Below are 25,474 nucleotides of genomic sequence, written 5' to 3' on the forward strand. Positions count from 1 at the left end.
GTGAAAGAAATGGCACGCATTGAAATAGATAAAATGTCTAAGCTATTGCAAGTGTATTTTATTATGGGAAGTAATAACTGCACGAGGGATCCTTTAGCTGTATTGAAAGAAGCGTTAGATGGTGGAGTGACAATTTTTCAGTTTCGCGAGAAGGGGGAAGGTTCTTTAATCGGAGAAGATAGAGTGCGCTTTGCAAAAGAATTGCAGACGCTTTGTAAGGAATATAGTGTTCCTTTCATTGTAAATGATGATGTAGAATTAGCCATTGAATTAGATGCAGATGGTGTTCATGTAGGACAAGATGATGAAGGAATTACATCTGTTCGTGAAAAAATGGGAGATAAAATTATCGGCGTATCTGCTCATACAATTGAAGAAGCACGCTTTGCAATCGAAAACGGAGCAGATCATTTAGGCGTTGGACCTATTTTCCCAACGAGTACGAAAAAAGATACAAAAGCGGTTCAAGGAACGAAAGGATTAGCTTATTTTAGAGAACAAGGAATTACAGTGCCAATCGTTGGTATTGGTGGGATTACAATTGAAAATACAGCGGCAGTTATAGAAGCGGGTGCGGACGGTGTTTCAGTTATTTCAGCAATTAGTTTAGCTGAATCTGCGTATGAAAGTACGAGAAAATTAGCTGAAGAAGTAAAGAGAAGTTTGTAGAGAAGGACGTGTAGTATTTTAAGTGCTACATGGAGAAATAGACTGCCCCAAAATTTAAACAAACATTTGATTAAAAAAGCACAAACCTTTTTAAATAAAGGTTTGTGCTTTTTCTTTAAAACATAATTGAAATTAAGAGCATTCCAATTCCGATAGAAGTAAATGTTGCAATTAGGCCCGGAATCATAAAACTATGATTTAATACGTATTTACCGATACCTGTTGTACCAGTACGGTCAAAGTTAATGGCAGCAACGATTGTTCCATAGTTTGGAATGAAGAAATATCCATTTACTGCAGGGAACATCGCAATCAGTAGCGCTGGTGGAATGCCAAGAGATAGTCCAAGTGGCATTAAGGCACGAACTGTTGCTGCTTGGCTGTACAGTAAAATAGATAGAATGAATAGTGCGATGGCAAATAGCCAAGGGGCACTTGTTACTAAATGCTGAATGGATCCTTGAATCATATTTAAGTTTCCATTAAAGAAAGTATCTCCCATCCAAGCGATACCGAAAATAGCAACAACTGCTGTTGTACCTGCTTTAAAGACGTTACCAGACACAATGCTTTCTACATTTGGTTTACAGAAAATAATAATAAGAGCCGCGATAGTTAACATAACCATCTCAATTGTGTTCGGCATGGAAAGACGAGCTAACTTCCCATCAACTATCCATCCTGGACGAAGTGCTTCAAATGAACCAAGAAGTACAACAAGGAAGGTTCCTACAAGGAAAAGGATAACTGATAATTTTGCGCCCTTTACACCTACAAATTCTTTTTTCTCTTCAAGCTTAGGAATCATTCCTTCGTTTAATCGTTTTAAGTATTCAGGGTCTTCATTTAATTCTTTTCCCATCTTACTAGCAACGAATGCTGCTAACATACAAGCAATGAAAGTAGAAGGAATACTCACTTTTAAAATATCTAATAAAGTGATTTTATAGTCAGCTAACATTGCTAAAAGAGCAACTGTGGCAGCTGAAATTGGACTAGCTGTAATTGCTTGTTGAGAAGCGATTACGGCAATCGACATTGGGCGTTCCGGTCTAATCCCTGATTCACGAGAGACTTCTGCAATAACAGGAAGTACAGAATAAGCAACGTGACCAGTTCCTGCACAAAGTGTAAATAAATAAGTAACAATTGGAGCAAAGAATGTAATGCGTTTTGGATTTTTTCGTAATGCCTTTTCAGCTAGATGAACAAGGTAGTCCATTCCTCCAGCGGCTTGCAAAGCACCAGCGGCTGTAATTACTGCCAAAATCATAAGCATTACATCGATAGGAGGCGCGGTCGGTTGTAAGTGGAAGACAAAAACGAGTATTGCCATACCAACTCCACCCATTACTCCTAAACCAACTCCGCCTAGGCGTGCACCAATAAAAATACAGAGTAACAAGGTAAGAAATTGTAGCCAAAACATGATAAACTACCTCCGAAATTCATTAGTTAAGATATATTCGAATAGTTTAATTTGAATGAAAATTAAATAAATACCCGAAGAAATCCTTGTTATTTATACATTTTTTATTATATAACACAAAAAAAGTAACATTCACGTACTTTTTGAAATTATTTCGAAAAAGCAATTCGTTAAAAATTTGTATTTATATCTCTAAATAAGTAGACATTTTGATTTATATGTTGTAACCTTTGATAGAGAATATATGATTCTCATAGAACTCCCATATCGTTCAACTCGTTCAGCGAGAAAGGCAAACTGATGGAAACATGAGGACGCAAAACTACAGGAGCTAAGGTCGAAAGGCTATGCTAGCCAGTTACCGGACGGATAGGGTTGGTCTTGGCCAATGCGTTTACATTGGCTTTTTTTTATTCTCGAACATATTGAGAAACATCTTTAAACAAAATATTCATATATTTTGTTTTTTTGTTTAGAATCATTAAGGAAGGTGGATATTAATGAAAAAATATTGGCATAAGTTATCGTTCCTTCAAAAGAACGTCTTATTAACCGTATTAGTTATTTTGACACTTGTTGGAAGTATGGGCGCGTTAAGTTTCAACATGTTTCAAAATAGTATGATGTCTTTATTTGAAAGACAGTCTATTGAAACAGGAGAAATAGTGTTGAAAAAATTGGATGTAGAATTAGTTAGAGACATGGCGAAAGATCCTACAGCCGAAAAAGTGAAAAAAGAAAAGTTAACAGAGAAATTAGATGAAGTGTCAAAAGAATTGAAAAGTGTTGGACAAACGTATGTTACAGGAGCAAAGCCGAATGAAAAGCGAGAATTACAACTCGTTGGTTTGACTACAGAGTTAACAAATGCATTCCCTATAAAGCCGGGAGATTATTATGAACAACCCGCTCATTGGATGAAGGCATACGATAAGGTCATTGATACGAAAAAGGCCCAAATGACAGAAGTATATGAAGATGAAATAGGTTCGTGGGTGACAATATTAGAACCAATTACAGATGGAGAAAACAATATTGTTGCAATTATTGCGGCTGACTTAGATGCTTCCATTGTTCCTATTACAAAAGAGAAGTTTATGATACAGGGCTTACTCTTTATCATTATTTCATTAGCAATTGCGACTATTACTCAATTCTTTATCGTGCGTCACTCGCTAGCTCCATTAAAAGATTTACGAGAAGGATTACGTAAAATTGGTGAAGGTGATTTAAGTATTAAATTAAAAGAAAGACCAGATGATATTGGAATTATTAATGTTTATTTCAATAACACGATTGAAAAATTTAAAGGGATTATAGATAAAGTAAGGCAAACTGCTGAGCAAGTTTCTTCTTCTTCACAAGAATTGTCGGCGAGTACAGAGGAAAACAGTATGGCAGTTCAAGAGATTGCAAGTTCTATTGAAGGTTTAAGAGTAGGGGCACAGTCTCAAAAAACTTCAGTACAACAATGTTTAGGAATTGTACATGGAATGGAAGATAAGGTAGAAGAGATAACTGGGGCTGCAAAACAAGTTGCGGTTGCTTCTGAAGGTATGGAGCAACATTCAATTGAAGGTAATGAAGTGATTGGACAAATTATTAATCAAATGAGTTTAATCCAAAATGCAGTACAGGATTTATCTTCCATCATTTATTCGTTAGAAACAAGGTCAAAAGAAATTAGTGATATCGTAACTGTAATTACAGGTATTTCAAATCAAACAAATTTATTAGCTTTAAATGCTTCTATTGAGGCTTCACGTGCTGGAGCAGCTGGAAGAGGGTTTGCAGTTGTTGCTGATGAAGTACGAAAATTAGCAGAACAAACTGAAGCGTCTGCAAAAGATATAGCGAAATTAATTGGTGAAACACAAGCTGAGACAGAAGATGCTGTAGTTTCAATGCAAAAAGGTTCAAAAGAAGTAGAAACTGGAATTTCACTTGTTCAAAGTAGTGGAGATTTCTTTGAAAAAATTTCAAAATCAGCGCAATCTGTTACAGATCAAGTAAAAGCTGTCTCTGGTAATTCGAGTGACATTTTACAAAATAGCCAGAATATTGTTCAAGTCGTAAATGAATTATCACATATTGCAAATACTTATGCCAGCAGCAGTAGTAATGTTGAAGAAAGCATGAAAGAGCAAGAAATATCAGTACAAGATATTGCAGAATTAGCGACTTCTTTAAGTTGGCTTTCTCAGGAATTACAAGAGCTAATTGGTGAGTTTAAAAGTGAATAAGAAGAAAGATCAATTATAATCAAAGGGGGATCCCCCCCTTTGATTATGAATTGAACTAATTTGCCCGTTAATAAGGGATGAAAAAGGTGTGAATTTTCACACCTTTATTATATTTGAGAGAGGAATTTACATAAATATGAAATTAGCAATTTCTTATAATGAGATGGTAAAAGAATTTTTAGGAAAAGTAGAAGGAAGTATTAAAATACCTAAAGATGTGCAAGGAACAGAATTTGGGGTAAAAAGAAAAACTGAACTATTTCCAAATTTGACTCACATTGTAGATTTAATAGGAGCGACTGCAACGTGGTTATATCATATTTCTAAAGAAAAACATATTGTCGTGCTTTATCATGTAAGAGGAAGTTTATTTCCGATTACTATTGAAATTTCTAATTTTCTCTCCTATGAAAGTTTGAATTTACAGATTGAAGAGCAACTGGAACAAATTAAAGAAATGAATGAGGAAGAAATAGAAGAGTTTCAAAACGGTAATACATTATATGAAATGTCACCTATTATTATTGGTGAAACATATTATGAGCTACAAGACACGAATACATTACAATTTGTATTTAGTAAAAATATGCAAAGCGTAGAAATAATATTTAATAGTGTTAATTGGAAAGAGACAACGATTACTCGTTATGTACAACAAATACAAGGTGTTTTAATCGATACATCACAAAATACGAATAATTATATAAAAAATTTTAATGTTATTACAGAGGCCGAGATGGCACTTTATAGTCAAGTGAATGATACGACAGCAGTATATCCTGAGAAAAGTATCGTCGATATGTTCTATAATACTGTTACTCAATTTCCAAATCGTATAGCTTTATCTTCAAGGGAAGGTACTTTAACTTATGAGGAGCTAAATAAAAAAAGTAATCAAATAGCTCATATGTTAATTAAAAACGGCGTCCAATTAGGAGACTATGTTGGAATATTTATGAAACGTAGCATAGACACAGTAGTAAGTATGGTAGCTATATTAAAAGCTGGTGCAGCGTATGTTCCGATTGATCCAGATTATCCGGAAAGTAGAATACAGTACATTATTCAAGATAGCCAAGCGAAAGTTATATTGATGAAAGAGACGCCTATAACATGTGATGGGGTTCAAACAGTTTCAATGTATGATAGTGAAACTTGTGAAGATATAGATGTAAAGTTGTCTATTCATTGTGATGATGTAGCTTATATGATTTATACATCTGGTTCAACAGGGAATCCAAAGGGAACGATGTTAGCACATAGAGGCGTTGTTAATCTGTACACTTGGATGCAAAAGCAATATGAATTGACAGAAGAGGATGTATTTGCCCAATTTCCTTCCTTTAGTTTCGATGCTTCTGTATGGGAGTCATTTGCTTCTTTATTCTGCGGAGGAAACTTGTATGTATTATTAGAGGAAGAGCGATTGTCTGTAGAAGCATTTGCACATGCAATCTATAAAGTGAAAGCAACTTCGATCTTGGCATTAGCAACAATTTTTGTTCGACAAGTAGCAACTTATTTAGCAGAAGAAGATATATATAAGCTAGCTTCCCTAAAAAGAATTGCGATTGGCGGTGAAATGTTGCCTGTAGAGGTTATTAAATTGTGGAGAGAAAGAATAGGTACAAATGTTGAAATTCATAATGTATACGGACCGACAGAATGTACAGTAGTGACGACAACTTATAAAATACCTAGTCAGTTAAATGAGGATGTTGCGAGTATTCCCATTGGTAAACCATGTTCTAATTATCAAGTTATGATTTTGGATGAGAATATGAATCTTTGTCCAATAGGTGTACCTGGTGAATTATATATAGATTCAGTAGGATTAGCAAAAGGGTATTTTAATAAGCCTAATAAAACAATTGAAGCTTTTATTCCGAACCCTTTTAATCCTATAGTTAATATATATAAAACGGGTGATATCGTTAAGTTGCTAGAGGATGGAAATATAGAGTTTTTACATCGGAAAGATGATCAAGTAAAAATTAGAGGACATCGTATTGAACTAGGAGAAATCCAAAGTAAAATTTCTCAAAATCATAATATAAAAGAAAATGCTGTTTTTGCTAAGAAGAGTAAGGAAGGTAGCCAATATTTAATCGCGTTCTATACAACTTTAAATAAAAAAGAAATACCAGAATTAGTTTATCAGTTACAAGAGCAATTACCAGATTATATGGTGCCATCTAAACTAATTTATATTAATGAATTACCACTTACACCTAATAAAAAGATTGATGTTAAGAAGTTAGCTCAGTTAGAAGAAAAGTATGAACCGGTTCGTCTACAAGAATATGTTGCACCTTCTAATAAAGCAGAAAAACAAATAGCGAACGCTTGGGCGGAAGTATTAGGAATTTCAAAAGTTGGAGTGCATGATGATTTCTTTACAATTGGTGGACATTCATTAAAAGTATTACGAGTCCTAACATTGTTAAAAGAAGATTTCTCACATTTAACCATTCAAGATTTCTTTAAAGAAAGAACGATATATGGATTAGCTCGAATTGAGCGAGAAGTAAAAGTAGAGAAAGAAGAAGTATTTCGTGAATATAAAGTGATTCACGAACCAGATACTATTACGTATGCAAATGCTTTGGAAGAAACCCAGATTTCAAATATTTTTTTAACAGGAGCTACTGGTTATTTAGGATCACACATATTATATGAATTGCTGAGAGATACATCTGCTACTATTTATTGTTTAGTAAGACCAACCAAAGATGTGCAGCAAAGAATTATAGATACATTAACAGGCTACTTTAATGATATATGTGAAGAATGGTTACAGCGTATACAGGCCGTAGCTGGCGATCTGGGAGAAGAGTATCTTGGGATGAGCGAAGAAGAATTTATGTTCATCAGTTCTAAGATGGATACGATAATTCATTGCGGTGCAGATGTAAGACATTTTGGAGATGTAAAACAATTTGAAAATATAAATGTACAAGGAACTAGCCGTATGCTAGCATTAGCGGAAAAAGATGCTACATTCCATTTTATTTCTACAATTGGTATCCCGTTAGAATTAGCAGTAGATCAATGGGATACATACATGAAAACTGGTGATTTTAATTACAGTGTAGACTTAGAGAATGTATATTCAAATAGTAAACTACAAGCGGAAAACATTGTTCGTGAAGCAATGAAAAATGGTTTGCACGGAAATATTTATCGTGCAGGTAATTTAGCATGTCATTCAGAAACAGGTTCGTTCCAACAAAATATTGAAGGAAACGCATTTTATCGTCTTATTAAAACAATGCTATTAATTGGAAAAGCACCAAATGTGAAGTGGAAAGTTGATTTCACACCAATTGATTTTGCTAGTAAATCAATTGTAACGTATGTACAAGATTCACAAATAGATGGAGAAACATTGCACATCTGTCATCCACATCAAATTGAGTTTGAACAATTTATACAGCTAATTGGAGTGTGTGGATACAATCTTGAAATGGTTCCACTTTCAGAATATGAAAATGCCGGACTTGAATTAGCAAAGGGAAATGAAGTAATAGCAGAGTTAATTGCTTCTCAAGTTGCAGGAGATGGAGCGCAGCAATCTGAAATTGTAATGGGTACGCGTAGAACGAATGAATGGATTAAGAAAAAAGAATTGATAGTACCAACAATTAATAAAGAATTTATTCAGCAGTTATTAGCTCATGGTGAAAAAGTTGGTTATTTTCCAAAAATAATAAAATGATTATGCATGCTTTTGTTTGTTCAATAAAATAAATCATGCTACAATGAAAACGAATTAAGGACCGGGGAGCCAATTGGCTGAGAGGATGTAAGTAAACATCGACCCTCAACCTGATCTGGATAATGCCAGCGTAGGGAGTTACTTAAAGTGATGTAGCATATGTTATTCTATAATAACTTGCATACAAGGCTTTCCTACGCAGTAGGAAAGCCTTTTCTTATTTTTGAAATTTAATTTTATAAGGGGGATTTTATTATGTCACAACAAGTTACAATGTCATTTTCAGTAGTACCACAAGCGAAAACGAAAGATGTATATTCTGTTGTCGATAAAGCAATTGAAGTTGTGCAACAATCGGGAGTTCGTTATGAAGTAGGGGCAATGGAAACAACTTTGGAAGGAGAATTAGATGTACTTCTTGATGTCGTTAAACGTGCGCAACAAGCTTGCGTCGATGCTGGAGCAGAAGAAGTGATTACTTCTATTAAAATCCATTATCGTCCAAGCACTGGTGTAACGATAGATGAAAAGGTTTGGAAGTACCGTGATGAATATGCAAAACCAGAAGCAATCTAAACTTATTACAACTATTTGGCTTATCCTTCTCATTGCGATATGGGAAGGATCTGTTTCATTATTTAAAATCGAACCGTGGATTTTACCAAAGCCTTCTGCCATTGTTCAAGAATTAATTGGGATGAAAGATTTACTATTACCAAATACAATGCAAACACTGCAGGAAGTTATAATTGGACTATTCTTTGCGATTTTATTGGGGACGAGCATCGCAATTATTATGGACGTTATACCGTTATTTCGTATTCTAATAAATCCATTGCTCGTTATTTCGCAAACAATTCCAATTGTTGTACTTGCACCGCTATTTATTATTTGGTTTGGATATGGGATGTTGCCGAAAGTAATGGTCGTAATACTCGTTTGTTTCTTCCCAATTGCGCTTAGTATTTTAGAAGGTTTTCAAACAGTAGATAAAAACATGCTGAAACTGTTACAAACAATGAAGGCGACAAAATGGCAAGTTTACCAGAAAGTAAAATTTCCAGCAGTGCTTCCATACTTTTTCTCCGGTTTAAAAATTGCAGTTACATATAGCGTAATGGGGGCAATTATCGGAGAATGGCTCGGTGCAAGTGAAGGATTAGGCGTTATGCTTACGAGGGCTACAAAATCCTTTTTGACTGCCCGAGTATTTGGTGTTGCAGCAATCATCGTTATAGTGACATTATGCCTGTATTTTATCGTAGAGTTTATGGCAAGAATAACAGCACCATGGATATATAGAAAGGACGGCAGAAAATGAAAAAAGGTTTGAAAGTTATGCTAGCTGCCTTAGTAGCGGTAGGTGTGGCTGGATGTAATCCGGCGAAGAAAGAAGAAAGTGCAAGTAAAGATCAAAAAGTAAAAGTAGTATTAGATTGGTTTCCAAATACGAATCATACTGGCTTGTATGTAGCGCAAACGAAAGATTATTACAAAAAGCAAGGATTAGATGTAGAAATTATTCAACCAGGTGACAATGTAACAGCAGAGCAAATGATAGCATCAGGAAAAGCAGACTTCGCAATAAGCGCACAAGAAAATGTAACATTAGCTCGTGTGGAAGGAATTCCTGTTGTATCTGTAGGAGCGATTATTCAGCATAACACTTCAGCGTTTGCATCGCTTAAGAAAGATAATATGACGTCACCGAAAGATTTTGAAGGTAAACGTTATGGCGGCTGGGGAGGACCAGCGGAAGAAGCGACATTAAAGACGATTATGGATAAGCATCAAGCTGATTTTAATAAAGTTGAAAAAATCATCTTAGGACAAACAGATTTCTTTAAATCAATCGGCCGTGATGCAGATTTTGAATGGATTTATTACGGTTGGGATGGTATTGAAGCGAAGCGCCAAGGAAAAGAGTTAAATACGATTATGGTGAAAGACTTAGATCCAGCGCTTGATTTCTATAGTCCTGTTATTATTACGAGTGAAAAACATACGAAGCAAGATAAAGACTTTGTGAAAAAGTTTATGAGTGCAACAACAGAAGGTTATAATTTTGCAATTAAGGAACCGAAAGAAGCTGCTGATATTCTAATTAAAGCTGTTCCAGATGTAAATAAAGATTTAGTTCAAGAAAGCCAGAAATGGTTAAGTACGAAGTATCAAGATGATGCGAAAGCATGGGGAGTACAGAAGGAAGAAATTTGGACGAATTACATGAATTTCTTATATGACAACAAAGTTATTAAAAAGAAAATCGATGTAAAAGATGCTTTTACAAATGAATTCCTTCCAAGTGAAAAATGAGCGGATTACAAATAAAAAATATAGTGAAATCTTTCGACGGAAAGAATGTATTAGAGAATATTAGTGCCTCTATACAAGAGGGAGAGTTTGTTTCTTTTGTAGGACCGAGTGGTTGCGGGAAAAGCACATTATTAAACATGATTGCAAATGTTGGAAAACCAACAAGCGGGAACGTAATGTATAAAGATAAGCAAGTACAAGAGCAAGATGTTGTTAGTTATATGCCACAACAAGATTTATTACTACCGTGGCGATCAGCTTTGCAAAATATCGTTCTTCCGTTAGAAATTGAAGGAAAGCCGAAAAAACAAAGGCTGACAGAAGGAATGGAAGCATTAAAGCAGTTCGAACTAGATGAATATGCAGACCATTATCCAGATGAATTGTCTGGTGGTATGCGTCAAAGAATTAGTTTTCTGCGCACATATTTATGTGAAAAGCCAATTATGCTGCTTGATGAGCCTTTTGGAAAGTTAGATGCATTTACAAAAATGGAAGTACATAGCTGGCTTTTAAACTCTTGGCATCAAGAGAAGCAAACAATCGTTATGGTGACACATGACTTAGATGAGGCAATCTTGCTTTCAGATCGCGTATTTATTTTATCTCAAAGACCAGCGTCAATTGTTGGCGAGGTACAAGTGAAATTACCTAGACCGAGAACGATGGATATGTTAACATCACTCGAATTAAAAAAGGATAAAGAAGAGATTTTAAGTGTGTTAGCTCCTTATATGAAAAAATAGAAAAAGCCTTTTAACAGTTTTTAGTATAATTACTGTTAAGAGGCTTTTTTTAGAATATGAAAAGATGGAGAAGGAACAAAAGGGAAAATAGAGAATAGAATATAACAGAGTAGTTTATACTCTTAATATAACAAATGTTAAAGGAGTGAAAGGATAAAATGACTTTATCAACTGTTCTTCAAATGGTTTTAGCTTGATATGGGAGAAGTCTGCCCATTTTTTAAGATTAAGCTAAATTGAAGACAGCAGGTAAAGAACCTTAATCCTTTTTTACGATAATATGTAATGGGTAAGGTGTATTCACCTTACCCATTTTTATATGCATAATTAAATAAGGCTTCATACTGTTGGTCTCTCTATTTAGCTTATGGACGATAAGTAAAGGAGAGAAAAAAATGAGTATATTAACAGTAGAAAATTTAAGTCATTCGTATGGTGAGAAAACCATCTTATATAATGCGTGCTTTCGATTATTAAAGGGGGAGCATGTTGGGTTAGTAGGGAAAAATGGGATTGGAAAATCAACACTGCTAAGAATTTTAACAGGAGAACTTATACATGATGATGGGAACATTGAATGGTTTCCACATGTGAAGGTTGGATTTTTGCAGCAGCATATAGATTTACAAGAAGGGATAACAATTGAAGGATACTTGCAAAGTGCATTTTCTAACTTGTATGCAATTGAATACGAAATGTTAAAAATTGCAAAAGAGATGACTGAGGCAGTAGAAGTAGAAAAATTGTTAGTAAGGTATGGAGAGTTACAAACTATATTGGAAAACTCTAATTTCTATCAAATTCATACAGAAATTGAAGAAGTAGCAATTGGTTTAGGGCTGTTTGAAATAGGATTGGAAAAGGATGTTTCAAAGTTAAGTGGAGGACAGCGGACAAAGTTATTACTAGGAAAGCTTCTTCTAGAAAAAGCTGATGTTTTATTGCTAGATGAACCAACGAACTATTTAGATACAGCACATATAGAATGGTTGCAATCGTACTTGAAGTTGTATGAAAAAGCTTATATTATCATTTCGCATGACGAAGTGTTTTTGAACAATATTACGAATGTCATTTACCATCTAGAAGAACGAAAAGTTAAGCGATATGTAGGGGATTATGAAAAGTTTTTACAAAGTTATCAAGTGCAAAGGAAACAATTACAATCGGCGTATGTGAAACAACAAAAAGAAATTGCTCAGTTAGAAACATTTATTCAAAAAAATAAAATTCGAAAAGCAAAACAGGCAAAAAGTCGAGAGAAAGTATTGGAGAAAATGCGAAGGGTTGAAAAGGTAAATAATGTACCTCAGTCCTGTTTTGCTTTTACTGTTTATAATGAACCAGTAAGTCGTATATTACAGGCTGAGAAACTAAGAGTGGGTTATAGTGAGCCGTTATTTCCAGACTTGAATTTACAAGTGAAAAAAGGAGAAAAGATAGCTATTGTTGGTCAGAATGGTATTGGAAAAACGACAATATTAAAAACGTTATTAGGTCAAATAAAGCCGCTAAGCGGTTCGATTTTTGTTGGGGACCGAGTAAATCCTGCTTATTTTGCACAGGAAGAGTTTGCTTCAGAAATAACACCATTAGAGAAAGTTTGGGCACAACGACCAGATATGACAAAGAAAGAAGCGCGCCAAGCATTAGCGAAGTGTGGATTGAAAGAAGAACACGTATTAAAACCTATTCGTTTATTAAGCGGTGGAGAGCAAACGAAAGTGCGTTTATGTGAACTTATCGTAACGAAAAGCAATGTTTTAATTTTAGACGAACCGACTAATCATTTGGATGTAGAAACTAAGATGGCTTTACAGGAAGCGTTACAACAATACAAAGGAACGATTTTAATTGTCTCACATGAACCTTCTTTCTATGAATCGTGGATAACAAAAGTATGGAATATAGAAGATTGGAATGCTGAACAATATGAATAAAGAAAAGGCATTAGCTTTTATGAGCTAATGCCTTTTCTTTGTGATTAACATGATTTTCGAGAACTCTTACATGAGAATTGTATGAAGAAGCACTCTTATGGTGCGCTTATAAGCGTGCTTTTTCTTTTGTTATATTTATAATAATACGAAAGCCTTTCCCTAACAGGTGACTATCTTTCTTTATATATATATAGATAGTTCAAAACGGAATGAAAATAATTCCTATATGTAAAGGATAATGTGGATATTATAGGAAGACAATAGAAATTAAAGGAAATTCATGTAAAATTCAAATAAACTTCATATAAACTTCATATTAGAAACTAAATATAATTATAATAGGTTATTGTGATATTTTTGATTTTTCATAAAATTAAAAGTTTGAATTTAGGAAGTCTTGCTCGAACCTAAATTCAAACTTTAGTGAAATAATTAATGGATATTACGTCTAGTTTTCGCTAATGACGGCATTTAAAATTTCGGCAGGATTACCTGTTCCTGCACCACCAATTGTAATAGATCCACCAGGAGGAATTTCGCCATTCCATCCTGCGTTTGTAATTACATAATGATTATTTGTTTTACTACTAATTTTAGAATCCCAAACTTGTGTTAAATTGCCGCTATAATCAAATTCTAATTTCCAATTTTTAATAGGAGTCGTTCCATTATTTTTGATTATAATCGAGAAGTTATAACCGCTGCCCCAATTCGAAGTGACTGAAAATGTAGCAGTGCCATTTCCATCAGGAGGTGTCGTATTAGTTTCATCCGTTTTGACAGTAAGAGCGGTAGGTTGTGATTTATTTCCAGCAGCATCTTTGGCAATTACTGAAAATGTGTATTCTGTATTAGGTTTTAAGTTTTTAATTGTAATGCTATTTGTTGTTGTACTCCATTTCTCTTCTCCAGCAGTAATTTCATATTCCGTAACTCCTACGTTATCAGTAGATGCAGTCCAGTTTAATTGAACTGAGTTTGAATTTTTATTCGTAACTACAATATTTTTAACATTCGTTGGTGGCTCAGTATCTTTTTGACTAATAGGTCCACCAAGTAATTCTTTTACTAGCGTATCAAGTAATTTTGGACCACTACAACTATATTTTGGACTTGTACGGCAATCCCCGCTTAGTTCCCAAAACATTGCCCCACTTAAACCCTTCGTCTTTATATAGTCTGTTTTATATTTCATAGATTCATTGTCATCGTAGCTAATAAATGTGCCTGTAGTCGCATTATATAAGTAAGGTACTTTAGCTGTGTCATTCCAGTAGCGTACAAAACCATTTTTATTAACGTAATTGGCTGCTAAATCACCGTAATCATACACACCTGTGTCACCGGTAGAATAATCATCCCAAGTACCTTTAGAAGCAAGTTTCCCATCGCTACCTGGTTTGCAAGGTTGATATTGTCCGTTATTTTCTTTGCCACAACTTTTCCAGCCACGTCCGTAAAAGGGTACGCCTAATACTAGTTTATCGACTGGAACACCTTCATTTGTATAAACATTTATAGCACCATCTACGTAAAAATTCGTATTTGCTGCTGGATCATTTGGATCCTTATATAGAGCTGCATTATGATTAGAAGTAGCTTCCCATCCGCCGTGGAAATCATATGTCATAATATTAATCCAATCGAGTATTTGAGAAATTTTCTTTAGCTCTGTATGATCAGCGTAGCGTTGGCTTGCACCTGAAGCGATTGTTAGTAAATATTGTTTGCCATCTTCAGTACCTGCTTTATTCAAAGCATTTCGGACGTCTTGAAGAAGGAGAGTGAAATTTTGTTTATCTTCAGGACGATAACTACCACCAGGAATCGTTTCAACGCCCGGATATTCCCAGTCTAAATCTACGCCATCAAACCCATATGCACGAAGAAAAGATACTGTAGATTCAGCAAATACTTTTCTTGTTTTTTCATCAGCGGCCATATCAGAAAAGCGGTTAGACCAAGTCCAGCCACCAACGGAAATAATTGTTTTTAAGTGAGGATATTTAGCTTTTAATCGTTTTAGTTCTCCGAAATTTCCGCAACGGGCATATTTATCGCAATCTTCCCAAGTTGTCCCTGAGCCAGGATACGATTTGGTAACATCAGCCCATGGTTCACCGAGTACGAGAGTACCATTAGGAACCTCTTTATTTTGCAATGGCACACCAGATTCTTTACAGTTCCACGTTTGTTTATTTGGATTATCAGGATGAGTAGAAGGGTTTCCATGTTTTCCATTCCAACAAATATCCGCGAAAGCATAGTTAAGGTGAGTAAGTTTTGATGCATCAATGTCAGCAACTTGATAATTACGTCCGTAAACGCCCCACGAAGGAAAGTACCCAACAATTTTTTGACTTTGCTTTGGTGAATCTGCTAATGCGAGATTTGGAGTAATAAAATTTGTGAGAAAAAGAGGTAAGAAAAGTAGTAGAGATAGTAATAGCAGTGTGAATTTTTGAGACCTCATAGCCATTTCTCCTTTCAAAATAAAAAATATATTTAAAGGCATACGCCAATAAATCAAAATGAATCTAGACGTATGAAACGTCTAGATAAAATGATCAGACATCACGAAGTCTATACAAGGGAGCTGGGGGTGATTAAATCGTAACAAATGTAAGATTTAGTGTAAACGCTTTATTAAGTTAAAACATACTTTCTCAATACAAAAAGGCTTGAATACAAACTATATATGAAAATGAAAGATCGGTATGGGAGGAAAAAGCTCATTATAAATAAATTTGAGAAAAAATTGTTTGGAGTCAATTATTAAAGACGTAGAAAGATAAGGAAATATCATGTAAAATAATAGTAAAAATATGTAAAGGAGGGAATGGTGTGGATGTGTTTTTGAACATTGCTGAAGAAAAAATTCGACAAGCAATACGGAATGGTGATCTTGATTATCTTCCGGGAAAAGGAAAACCACTACAATTAGAAGATTTTTCAATGGTACCTCCAGAACTTAGAATGAGTTATAAAATTTTAAAAAATGCGGGAATGATTCCACCAGAAATGGAACTACAAAAAGATATATTAAAAATAGAGGATCTAATTGCTTGCTGTTATGATGAAGAAGAGAGAAAGAAATTACGAGAAGAGTTAACAGCAAAAACGCTTCGTTTTCAGCAAGTAATGGAAAAGAGAAAGATTAAAGATAGTTCAGCTTTTCGTATGTATCAAGATAGAGTATTTCATAAATTGCGTTAAGAGGTATAAGATGCATAAATTTAAAACGATAGAAGAATTAGCGACATATATTGAAGAACAACAATTGGTACTTCTGTTTATTAAAACGGAAAATTGTGGTGTTTGTGATGTTATGCTAAGAAAAGTAAATTGCGTATTAGAGAATTATGATTACGTAGAGAAAATAGAGATATTACTACAAGACATGCAAGAGATTGCGGGGCGATATGCCGTATTTACAGGACCGACAATTTTATTATTTTATAATGGAAAAGAGATCCTTCGGGAATCGCGCTTCATTTCACTTGAAAATCTAGAGAGAACCATTCAATTATTTGAGGAATAAGGGAGGCTTTTATATGGAATTTATTATTGTCATACTATTATTTGTTGTAGTTGGAATAATCGTAACAGCAGTTCGATCGAACAAAAAGAAGGTAAATCTTACAAAACAAAATAACATTCATAATTCATCTAACAGCTCATCACCATTATTTTTCTTTGCTGGATCTGATAATGATAGCTCGCATGATGGCGGCTCACATGATTGTGGAGGGTCTTTTGGGGGAGATAGCGGAGGAAGCTGCGGTGGCGGTGGTGATTGATGAAAATGCGCCTTATATAGGCGTATTTCTTTTTAAACAAACGTTTGATTAGTCGGCTTACATATGCATAAACACAGTTAAACAAACGTTTGATTAATATTTTTAACATACTAAGGGGAATGGAAATGAAAAGGGAACCGAAAGTGAAAAATAAGGGGAAAGTAGTGTTATTTTTATTAGCTGCGGGAGGCGTATTTCTTGTTAAATTAGCATTTAAATTTGGAACGATACATATGATTCGAACTTGGTTTGAAAGTACGTTTTCTTAAATAAGGAATATAGCCTCTTGCGATAGAGGTTTTTGATTTGTTATTATTAAACTGAACGGTCGGTTTAAAGAGGTGTGAATATGAGAAGAAGCGCAGAAGAGATAAAGAAAGAAATTGCATCTAAAGCAGAAAATCTATTTTCACAGAAGGGCTACGCAGCTACATCTATGGAAGAGATTTGTGAAATTACAGAGCGAAGTAAAGGAAGTATTTATTATCACTTTAAAAGTAAAGAAGATTTATTTTTATTTGTAGTGAAACAGCATACGTATGATTGGCTTGAAAAATGGAATGAAAAAGAGAAGTTGTATAGCACTAGTACTGAAAAACTATATGGTCTCGCGGAATATCATGTAGAGGACATACAGCAACCAATTTCAAATGCAATAGAGGAATTCTCTATGAGCCAAGTTGTAAGTAAAGAGATTCTGGATGAACTGTTAGCTTTAACTAGAGAATCATATGTTATGTTTGAGAAATTAATTGAAGCAGGTATACAGTCTGGAGAGTTCCGTGAAGATAATACTCGTGATCTTATGTATATTGTGAACGGATTATTATCAGGGCTTGGAGTACTTTACTACGAATTAGATTATAAAGAGTTGAAACGTATTTATAAAAAGGCAATAGATGTATTGTTAAAAGGAATGGCAGCTGAATAATAAGTCAGCAGCTTTTCTTATGAAACAAATTAGACCGAACGGTCGGTTTATAAGGAGGATGAAAATGAACACTTTATTTAAAAACAGAGCATTTATGCTCGTTATGGCATCTGATATTTTACAACAATTTGCAATTTGGATTAGAAATATGGCTCTATTGTATTTCATAATGGAGCGGACGAATAATGATCCAGTTTCAGTGTCGCTATTATCTGTCATGGAATATGCACCTATCTTTATTTTCTCGTTCATTGGTGGTGCATTAGCAGATCGTTGGAATCCGAAAAGAACAATGATTGCTGGAGATGTGTTAAGTGTACTGTCTATTATAGGAATTGTCATATTGTTAACGTTTGATTACTGGCAGGCAATATTTTTTGCAACACTCGTTTCCGCAATTGTAGGTCAGTTTTCTCAGCCCTCATCTTCGCGTATATTTAAGCGCTATGTAAAAGAAGAAGAGGTAGCAAGTGCTATTGCATTTAATCAAACATTACAGTCCTTATTTATGATTTTTGGGCCAGTTGTAGGATCAATTGTGTATACACAACTTGGCTTATTTACATCACTATATAGCTTAATCATTCTATTTTTGTTATCGGCTATCATTCTTTCATTTTTACCAAAATGGGTTGAAAAAGAGCAAGTGGCGAGAGATTCATTAAAAAATGATATAAAAGAAGGTTGGAAGTATGTTCTTCATACGAAAAATTTACGTATGATTACGATTACTTTCACCATTATAGGCTTAGCTGTTGGATTAACAACTCCATTAGAGGTGTTTCTTGTAATAGAACGCCTTGGAATGGAAAAGGAAGCAGTTCAATATTTAGCTGCAGCTGATGGAATAGGTATGTTAATTGGTGGTATTGTTGCTGCAGTTTTCGCTTCAAAAGTGAATCCGAAAAAGATGTTTGTATTCGGTATGAGCATATTAGCGATGTCATTTTTAGTAGAAGGGCTATCTACATCATTTTGGATTACTAGTTTCATGAGATTTGGAACAGGTATTTGTTTAGCTTGTGTTAATATCGTTGTCGGTACGCTTATGATTCAACTTGTACCAGAAAATATGGTTGGAAGAGTAAATGGGACGATTGTACCACTGTTTATGGGGGCAATGCTAATTGGAACTTCACTAGCTGGAGGATTAAAGGAACTAACTTCACTAGTTATTGTGTTTTGTATAGCAATGGCACTTATTTTATTAGCGATAGGGCCAGTTCTACGCATGCAAATAAAGAAAGAAGATGTCGTTAATAAAGAGAAACTAACAAATTCGTTAGCTTCGAAATAACTATTTTAAGGGAGCAAAATTGTTCCCTTTTTCTTTGAGGAACTTTTGACAACTATATGAGCCAATTATATACTGATGTTGTAAAAACGATTTTACAGGTTAGGAGCAATGGTGTGAAAAATCAAATCTATGAATTACGCACTGAAAATAATATTTCACAAGGCGCATTAGCTGATAAATGCAAGGTTTCTAGACAGACGATAAATGCAATTGAGAATAATAAATATGATCCAAGCTTAGCGTTAGCATTCCGTTTAGCTGAAGTATTAGGAACAACTGTTGATAAATTATTTTTGTACAAGCAGTAGAGTCGTTCATTATAAGGCGCACCGTTAAAAATAAAAAAGATCCTCTTCTCATGAGAAGAGGATCTTTTCTTATAGCGTTTTAGTCTTGGGACTAGGTGGTGTAACGGATGTATTATTTTCTGGAACTCTAGTTAGTAAGAATCCACCGATAATAAACAGAACAATAATACTAAGAACACCAGCGTTTGTTTTTCCTGTTAATTGCGTTGTAACACCGACTAATACTGGGCCCATAATTGCGGCGAACTTACCAAAGATGTTATAAAATCCGAAGAATTCATTAGCAGATTCTTTTGGTACTAGCTTTGCAAAGTATGAACGACTTAGTGCTTGAATACCACCTTGAGATGTAGCAACTAACATTGCTAAAATCCAAAAATCAAGTGTCGTTTTTAAGAAATAAGCATATATGCAAATGATGATATAAATAATGATACCGACATATAGCATTTTTTTACCTGTAAATGTTGCTGATAATTTTCCGTATAATAAAGCAAATGGACAAGCGACAATTTGTGTTACAAATAATATGATTAATAGATTAGTTGCACTGATACCGAGATCTGTTCCGTAAGCGGTGGACATAGTAATAATTGTATCGACTCCATCAATATAGAAAAAGTAAGCGATTAGGAACATGAATACAGTTTTATATTCTTTAATATTTTTAAAAGTAGCAGCAAGGCGTTTGAAGCTCATTGTAATTGGTCTAGGGTGACGTTCAATATAGTGCGTTTGCTCTACGTTTTTTAGCATTGGAATCGTAAATAACCCCCACCAAAGAGCTGTTATCGCAAATGAAATTTGACTAGCAATACCAACAGATAAAGGGATAGTTCCTTTTTGAGAAAGAATAATAAGAGCGATACAACCGATGAAAGGAATAGTACTCCCAATATAGCCTAATGCGAAACCTCGCGTAGAAATTCGATCCATTCTATCTTCAGAAGTGACATCTACTAAAAATGCATCATAAAAAATGTTTGCTCCAGCAAAACCGACTAAGGCGAGCATATAGCATCCTAATAATAAGTACCACTGAGATGTTGGAACGACTGCTAATATACTTGTAAATACGATACCGAGTCCAAAGAAGAATGTGAAAAATCGTTTTTTAAATCCTTTATAATCAGCAACTGTGCCGAGAATAGGAGCAAGTATAGAAATTAAAAGTGTTGCGAATGAGTTTGCATATCCCCAATATGCTGTTGAAGTTGCCCCAGATAGTCCAGCTTCTTTTGCAGCTGCTTTAAAGTAAATTGGAAATAATGCAGTTGTAATGACGAGCGAGTATACAGAGTTCGCCCAATCGTATAATATCCAGCTTTTTTCTTGTCTGGACATTTTTTTCATATAATGTTCCCCCTTAAATTTGTTTTACTAACAGTGTACAAAAATAAAAATTATAAAAAGAGAAACAGTGATGAATTTTACATAACTTTTACATATATACACAGTTTTTTACAATTGGAGTAAATCCTCTACAATTGCTCCGTCTGTTTCACCTAAGTGTAAACCTAGTAGTCTAGCGATAGTTGGACCTTCATCAATAAGTCTCATATACGGGATTGTCACACCACTTTTTATAGCTTTTCCAGCAGCGATAAAAATTGTTTCATAGTTAGGTTTTGTTGGAGAATATCCATGCGTACCAAATGTATATTTTTTACTAGGCGTAACATCTTTTTCAGTAATTTCTTTGATAAAATCTCCTGTATAGTTTTCAGTGAAATAATACCCTTCTCGTGCTTCTAACATGAATAAACAATTACCGTCTGCACCCCATTCCTTCGCAGCTTCATCATGAAGTATAAATTCAATTCCGTTTTGTTTATTTTGAAGTAGTTCTTCAAGGAGTAGTTGTACCTCCCGAATTGTATCTGTATTATTTTTGTCCTTTACATATACATAGGCAGAGCCGTCGCAACTTTGGCAATAGGCTTTCCAGTCTACTAATTTTCCTTTTTTATTAAGAGATATAAGTCCTCTTTGATGGAATAGTACATTTAATTGGATGGATTTGTTTTCACTTAAAGCGCTATGATCACCAAGGGCAATAATTGTACTTTCTTCGTATAGGTCACTTTCTTTTAGTGCTTGAATAATTTTCCCTAGACGTTCGTCGTGTCTCTGGATAGCAGCCATTGTTTCGTTAGATTCAAAGCCGTGATAGTGTCTTTGGGTGTCTAGATCGGTGAAATGTACAAACATGACATTAGGCTTTTTCGTCTGGATTGTATGCACAGCAGAGGCGAGGACGAAATCATCCAGCTCTGGCTGTGATAAACCATTTCTTATATGGCCGAAACGACGATTTAAATCTAATTGGTATAGTGGGCTACCGCTAAATAAGGAAACTAAAACTTGATTTTGCCACGGTCTATTTGGAAAGATTTCTGGTAAATTGTAATCAATATTTGCTCTGCCGGTAACAGGCCATAGAAGAGCAGCTGTCGTTAAATTTGCTTTACGTGCTTCATCATACAATGTTGTTCCTTTTATCGATTTTCGGTACCAATGCCAATCAGGTGATTCACGCCCTGGTTGAAGTAACGTATTGCTAACAACACCGTGCTTGTTAGGGTAATTACCGGTTACGATTGTTGAGTGGCTTGGATATGTTACAGAAGGATAAATCGGTTCTACTTTTTCGACAACCGTGCCTTTTTTTATTAGAGATTGGAAATGAGGTAGTTTTTGTAGTATAGGAAAATCTAAAGCTGATAAACAGTCGAATGATAAAATAATGACGTGGTTTGTTAATGCTTTATCCATAAAGTTCCCTCCTGATTATATAAAACCTATTCTTATATATTACTATTAATACCTAGTAATAAAAATATATTTTTAGGTGAAAATTTATTATTTATTTTCAGAAAAATTAAACATATAATTAAGTATAAGGGAATCTATGGAAGGAGGAAACACTATGGATTGGTTAGATGGATTTGGTATCTTTTACATCATTGGCGGAATCACGATTATCCTTGTATTTGCTATTTCATATTTACTAAAGAAACGGTTTCCAGACAAACAGTTCGATATTATATTTGCACTTAGTTTAATACTTCTTTGCTTAGCGTCCTTTCCCGTTACAATGATGGTTATTGGTGGGTGGGAAGGAATGGGATATGGATTTATTGGTTTCTTCGTTCTACTAGGTACACTCATCGGTATGATTGCACATCAACTTGTAAAAATCTCTCGAAAAAGCTACGTATAAAACTGCAAAAAATGAAAAGAATATATAATAAGAAAATTAGCTATTGTTTTAAAAAAGAATTTGTATTATGATAATCAACAAATTTATTGCGTTATAACGATGAAAAAGGACTAGTACATGTTCAACCTTTTTAGCAGAGAGAGAATCCGCCAGGCTGAAAGATTCTTAAAAAGGCAATATGGAACCTGCCTTTGAGTTCTGCATATGCAGCGGGAATTTCCCGTTATCAAGAAGAGAGCATATACAATTTTTGTGTATGAATCAGGGTGGTAACGCCGGCAAAGCTCGGTCCCTATTTAGGGGCGCGGGCTTTTTTGTATTTTCTAGAAGGAGGAAGAATGACTATGGCAAAAGAACAAGTGCAAGCTATTACGAAGATGGAAGAGGACTTTGCGCAGTGGTATACCGATATTGTAAAAAAAGCCGAACTTGTTGATTATTCAAGTGTAAAAGGGTGCATGATTTTACGTCCATATGGTTATGCCTTATGGGAGAATATGCAGAAGGTGATGGATGAGAAGCTAAAAGAAACTGGCCATGAAAATGTATATATGCCAATGTTTATCCCAGAGAGTTTATTGCAAAAAGAGAAGGATCATGTTGAAGGGTTTGCTCCTGAAGTAGCATGGGTTACGCATGGCGGAGATGAAAAGTTAGCGGAAAGACTTTGTGTACGTCCTACATCTGAAACTTTATTCTGTGAGCACTTTTCAAAAATTGTGCAATCCTATAATGATTTGCCAAAATTATACAACCAGTGGTGTTCAGTAGTTCGTTGGGAGAAGACAACTAGGCCATTCCTTCGTACGACAGAATTTTTATGGCAAGAGGGTCATACAATCCATGAAACAGCAGAAGAATCGCAGGCTGAAACATTAAATATTTTAAACTTATATGCTTCTTTCTGTGAGGATTATTTAGCGATACCAGTTATTAAAGGACAAAAAACAGAAAAAGAGAAGTTTGCTGGAGCAAAGGCAACTTATACAATTGAAAGCTTAATGCATGATGGGAAAGCACTTCAAACAGGAACATCCCATAACTTTGGAACGAATTTCTCTGAAGCATTTGATATTAAATTTTTAGATCGTAACGGTAAGTGGCAATATGTACACCAAACATCTTGGGGTGTATCAACAAGAATGATAGGTGGGCTAATTATGGTTCATAGCGATAATAATGGACTTGTAATGCCACCAAAAGTTGCTCCAGTGCAAGTTGTTATTGTACCGATTGCTCAGCATAAAGAAGGAGTTTTAGCAAAAGCAACAGAGTTACAAGGACATATTCAAAAGGTTGCACGAGTAAAAATAGATGCTAGTAATAAAACGCCAGGTTGGAAATTTAATGAGTATGAAATGAAGGGTATTCCAATTCGATTAGAAGTTGGCCCTAAAGATATTGAAAAGAATCAAGTTGTACTTGTAAGAAGAGATAGGAAGGAAAAAGAGTTTGTACCAATGGATCAATTAGAAGAACGTGTTCCAGCATTACTTGAAGAAATTCATATTTCTTTATTTAATAAAGCAAAAGTATTTCGTGATGAAAATACGTATGCTGCGACAAATTTCGAAGAGATGAAAAAAGTAGCTGACGAAAAGCAAGGCTTTATTAAGGCAATGTGGTGCGGAGAATTGGCTTGTGAAGAGAAACTAAAAGAAGAAGTGGGAGTATCTTCACGTTGTATGCCTTTTGAGCAAGAGCATTTAGCTGAAGAATGTATTTGTTGTGGTAAAGAAGCTAAACAAATGGTGTATTGGGGAAAAGCGTATTAATACTTTTTCTGATAGGTGATAAAAAGGACTTTGGGCTGCATAATAAAATGCAATCCAAAGTCCTTTTTAGTTTTATAATTTGTTTCATGTATTGTTTAGATGGAAGAATGTGTTTTTATTTTGCATTTTTACGGCGAATAAACAGTAACATACCGATTAGGAATGTTGAAAGTCCCATTAAAATAGATGCAGGATAATGTGTTGCAGTATTAGGTAACTTATCGCCTTGTTTTTTCGAGTTGTCTTTTACGTTACCACCTTGGGAACCATTTCCCCCTTGAGAGCTACTATCGCCTTTAACGCGGTTACCCCCTTGAGAGCCATTGCCACCTTGAGAACTGCTATCGCCTTTAACACGATTACCGCCTTGAGAGCCATTGCCACCAGAGCCATTGCCACCAGAGCCATTGCCACCAGAGCCATTGCCACCAGAGCCATTGCCACCAGAGCCACTGCCACCAGAACCATTGCCACCAGAGCCATTGCCACCAGAGCCACTGCCACCAGAGCCACTGCCACCAGAACCATTGCCACCAGAGCCGTTGTCGCCAGAGCCACTGCCACCAGAACCGTTACCGCCGGAACCATTGCCGTCAGAGCCACTGCCACCAGAACCGTTACCGCCGGAACCATTGCCACCAGAGCCGTTGCCACCAGAGCCACTGCCACCAGAACCGTTACCGCCGGAACCATTGCCGTCAGAGCCGTTGCCGTCAGAGCCACTGCTACCAGAACCGTTATCGCCAGAACCGTTGTCACCAGAACCACTATCGTTCTGAGAACCGTTATTTCCTGGAGGTTTATTATTATCCTTTGAGTTTCCTTCTGCAAAATGATCACTATTTTGTACAATAGCGTTTGTTAATGGGCGGAAGTTTTCAGTTGCAGCATTACCAATATTTAAACCGCTAAAAAAAGATAAAGAGAGTGTTGATGCTAAAATGAAGATTTTCGTCATGGTTTTCCTCCTAAGAAATTAATATTCCATCTAAAATACATCCCTTTGTAATATTTCTTAGGAAAAAGAGTTTTATGCAAAAAAAACTATATATAGAAAAAGGTGGTGTATTTCTCAAAGC

At 35.2% G+C, this 25,474-nt stretch carries 22 protein-coding genes, 2 riboswitches and 1 other annotated feature; of the genes, 17 read left to right on the top strand and 5 right to left on the bottom strand.

Going from position 1 to position 25,474, the window contains the following annotated elements; genetic code table 11:
• The first annotated feature begins 9 nt into the window (after positions 1 to 9).
• Positions 10 to 669, top strand: coding sequence for a thiamine phosphate synthase (gene thiE, locus JFU02_RS21575; RefSeq protein WP_000090959.1), 660 nt, complete (start codon positions 10 to 12; stop codon positions 667 to 669).
• Between the two features lie 115 nt (positions 670 to 784).
• Here the strand turns inward: thiE and JFU02_RS21580 are convergent, their stop codons facing one another.
• The gene (locus JFU02_RS21580; protein WP_061666201.1) at positions 785 to 2,098 is read right to left on the bottom strand and encodes an anaerobic C4-dicarboxylate transporter family protein; all 1,314 of its coding nucleotides are present in this window, start codon (positions 2,096 to 2,098) and stop codon (positions 785 to 787) included.
• Between the two features lie 281 nt (positions 2,099 to 2,379).
• Positions 2,380 to 2,464, top strand: a riboswitch (cyclic di-GMP riboswitch).
• A 134-nt stretch (positions 2,465 to 2,598) separates the two neighbouring features.
• On the opposite strand from JFU02_RS21580, the gene JFU02_RS21585 reads away from it, so the two are divergent.
• The 7 genes from JFU02_RS21585 to JFU02_RS21615 all read left to right on the top strand — a co-directional run bounded on the left by JFU02_RS21585 (position 2,599) and on the right by JFU02_RS21615 (position 13,061).
• A complete protein-coding gene (locus JFU02_RS21585; RefSeq protein ID WP_000761082.1) occupies positions 2,599 to 4,341 on the top strand; it encodes a methyl-accepting chemotaxis protein in 1,743 nt (580 codons plus the stop codon).
• Positions 4,342 to 4,477: 136 nt separating this feature from the next.
• Entirely contained in the window at positions 4,478 to 8,059 is a 3,582-nt protein-coding gene (locus tag JFU02_RS21590) for a non-ribosomal peptide synthetase family protein (RefSeq protein ID WP_201071648.1), read from the top strand.
• 52 nt (positions 8,060 to 8,111) lie between these two features.
• A riboswitch (TPP riboswitch) is annotated at positions 8,112 to 8,213 on the top strand.
• Positions 8,214 to 8,314: 101 nt separating this feature from the next.
• Positions 8,315 to 8,635, top strand: coding sequence for an MTH1187 family thiamine-binding protein (locus tag JFU02_RS21595; RefSeq protein ID WP_000082906.1), 321 nt, complete (start codon positions 8,315 to 8,317; stop codon positions 8,633 to 8,635).
• Positions 8,607 to 9,380, top strand: a complete 774-nt coding sequence (locus tag JFU02_RS21600; protein WP_001057164.1) for an ABC transporter permease — start codon at positions 8,607 to 8,609, stop codon at positions 9,378 to 9,380. Before JFU02_RS21595 ends, JFU02_RS21600 begins: the two co-directional genes overlap by 29 nt.
• A complete protein-coding gene (locus tag JFU02_RS21605) occupies positions 9,377 to 10,375 on the top strand; it encodes an ABC transporter substrate-binding protein (RefSeq protein ID WP_000715573.1) in 999 nt (332 codons plus the stop codon). Before JFU02_RS21600 ends, JFU02_RS21605 begins: the two co-directional genes overlap by 4 nt.
• Complete coding sequence (locus JFU02_RS21610) at positions 10,372 to 11,121, top strand: ABC transporter ATP-binding protein (RefSeq protein WP_201071650.1); 750 nt, start codon at positions 10,372 to 10,374, stop codon at positions 11,119 to 11,121. Before JFU02_RS21605 ends, JFU02_RS21610 begins: the two co-directional genes overlap by 4 nt.
• A 395-nt stretch (positions 11,122 to 11,516) precedes the next feature.
• Entirely contained in the window at positions 11,517 to 13,061 is a 1,545-nt protein-coding gene (locus JFU02_RS21615) for an ABC-F family ATP-binding cassette domain-containing protein (RefSeq protein ID WP_064532160.1), read from the top strand.
• A gap of 448 nt (positions 13,062 to 13,509) precedes the next feature.
• Here the strand turns inward: JFU02_RS21615 and JFU02_RS21620 are convergent, their stop codons facing one another.
• Positions 13,510 to 15,534: a glycosyl hydrolase family 18 protein gene (locus JFU02_RS21620; RefSeq protein WP_201071652.1), complete on the bottom strand. Its 2,025-nt coding sequence runs from the start codon at positions 15,532 to 15,534 to the stop codon at positions 13,510 to 13,512.
• Positions 15,535 to 15,905: 371 nt separating this feature from the next.
• On the opposite strand from JFU02_RS21620, the gene JFU02_RS21625 reads away from it, so the two are divergent.
• The 7 genes from JFU02_RS21625 to JFU02_RS21655 all read left to right on the top strand — a co-directional run bounded on the left by JFU02_RS21625 (position 15,906) and on the right by JFU02_RS21655 (position 19,397).
• Positions 15,906 to 16,277, top strand: coding sequence for a DnaJ family domain-containing protein (locus JFU02_RS21625; RefSeq protein ID WP_000382369.1), 372 nt, complete (start codon positions 15,906 to 15,908; stop codon positions 16,275 to 16,277).
• 10 nt (positions 16,278 to 16,287) lie between these two features.
• Positions 16,288 to 16,602: a thioredoxin family protein gene (locus tag JFU02_RS21630; RefSeq protein ID WP_061666204.1), complete on the top strand. Its 315-nt coding sequence runs from the start codon at positions 16,288 to 16,290 to the stop codon at positions 16,600 to 16,602.
• Positions 16,603 to 16,615: 13 nt separating this feature from the next.
• Positions 16,616 to 16,861, top strand: a complete 246-nt coding sequence (locus tag JFU02_RS21635; RefSeq protein WP_000394364.1) for a hypothetical protein — start codon at positions 16,616 to 16,618, stop codon at positions 16,859 to 16,861.
• Between the two features lie 125 nt (positions 16,862 to 16,986).
• Positions 16,987 to 17,130: a hypothetical protein gene (locus JFU02_RS21640; RefSeq protein ID WP_000817981.1), complete on the top strand. Its 144-nt coding sequence runs from the start codon at positions 16,987 to 16,989 to the stop codon at positions 17,128 to 17,130.
• Positions 17,131 to 17,210: 80 nt separating this feature from the next.
• Positions 17,211 to 17,792, top strand: a complete 582-nt coding sequence (locus JFU02_RS21645) for a TetR/AcrR family transcriptional regulator (RefSeq protein WP_201071654.1) — start codon at positions 17,211 to 17,213, stop codon at positions 17,790 to 17,792.
• Positions 17,793 to 17,856: 64 nt separating this feature from the next.
• Positions 17,857 to 19,089 carry an MFS transporter gene (locus JFU02_RS21650; RefSeq protein ID WP_001093904.1) on the top strand — a complete coding sequence of 411 codons (1,233 nt, stop codon included), beginning with the start codon at positions 17,857 to 17,859 and terminating at the stop codon, positions 19,087 to 19,089.
• A gap of 56 nt (positions 19,090 to 19,145) precedes the next feature.
• A complete protein-coding gene (locus JFU02_RS21655; RefSeq protein WP_002023181.1) occupies positions 19,146 to 19,397 on the top strand; it encodes a helix-turn-helix transcriptional regulator in 252 nt (83 codons plus the stop codon).
• 69 nt (positions 19,398 to 19,466) lie between these two features.
• On the opposite strand, the gene JFU02_RS21660 is transcribed toward JFU02_RS21655, so the two are convergent.
• On the bottom strand, positions 19,467 to 20,750 hold the full coding sequence (locus tag JFU02_RS21660) for an MFS transporter (protein WP_000738804.1): 1,284 nt from the start codon (positions 20,748 to 20,750) through the stop codon (positions 19,467 to 19,469).
• Between the two features lie 108 nt (positions 20,751 to 20,858).
• Positions 20,859 to 22,172 (bottom strand): alkaline phosphatase family protein, encoded by a 1,314-nt coding sequence (locus tag JFU02_RS21665; protein WP_000356415.1) that lies wholly within the window; start codon positions 22,170 to 22,172, stop codon positions 20,859 to 20,861.
• 154 nt (positions 22,173 to 22,326) lie between these two features.
• On the opposite strand from JFU02_RS21665, the gene JFU02_RS21670 reads away from it, so the two are divergent.
• Both JFU02_RS21670 and proS read left to right on the top strand, forming a co-directional pair.
• Positions 22,327 to 22,620 carry a YesK-like family protein gene (locus tag JFU02_RS21670; RefSeq protein WP_000383852.1) on the top strand — a complete coding sequence of 98 codons (294 nt, stop codon included), beginning with the start codon at positions 22,327 to 22,329 and terminating at the stop codon, positions 22,618 to 22,620.
• Positions 22,621 to 22,710: 90 nt separating this feature from the next.
• Positions 22,711 to 22,917: a binding site (T-box leader), on the top strand.
• A 47-nt stretch (positions 22,918 to 22,964) separates the two neighbouring features.
• Entirely contained in the window at positions 22,965 to 24,395 is a 1,431-nt protein-coding gene (gene proS, locus JFU02_RS21675) for a proline--tRNA ligase (RefSeq protein ID WP_001040981.1), read from the top strand.
• A 115-nt stretch (positions 24,396 to 24,510) separates the two neighbouring features.
• On the opposite strand, the gene JFU02_RS32215 is transcribed toward proS, so the two are convergent.
• Positions 24,511 to 25,353 (bottom strand): LPXTG cell wall anchor domain-containing protein, encoded by an 843-nt coding sequence (locus JFU02_RS32215; protein ID WP_242488086.1) that lies wholly within the window; start codon positions 25,351 to 25,353, stop codon positions 24,511 to 24,513.
• Positions 25,354 to 25,474 lie beyond the last annotated feature (121 nt).

Source organism: Bacillus sp. TH13, assembly GCF_016651175.1.
Classification (GTDB): Bacteria; Bacillota; Bacilli; order Bacillales; family Bacillaceae_G; genus Bacillus_A; species Bacillus_A thuringiensis_S.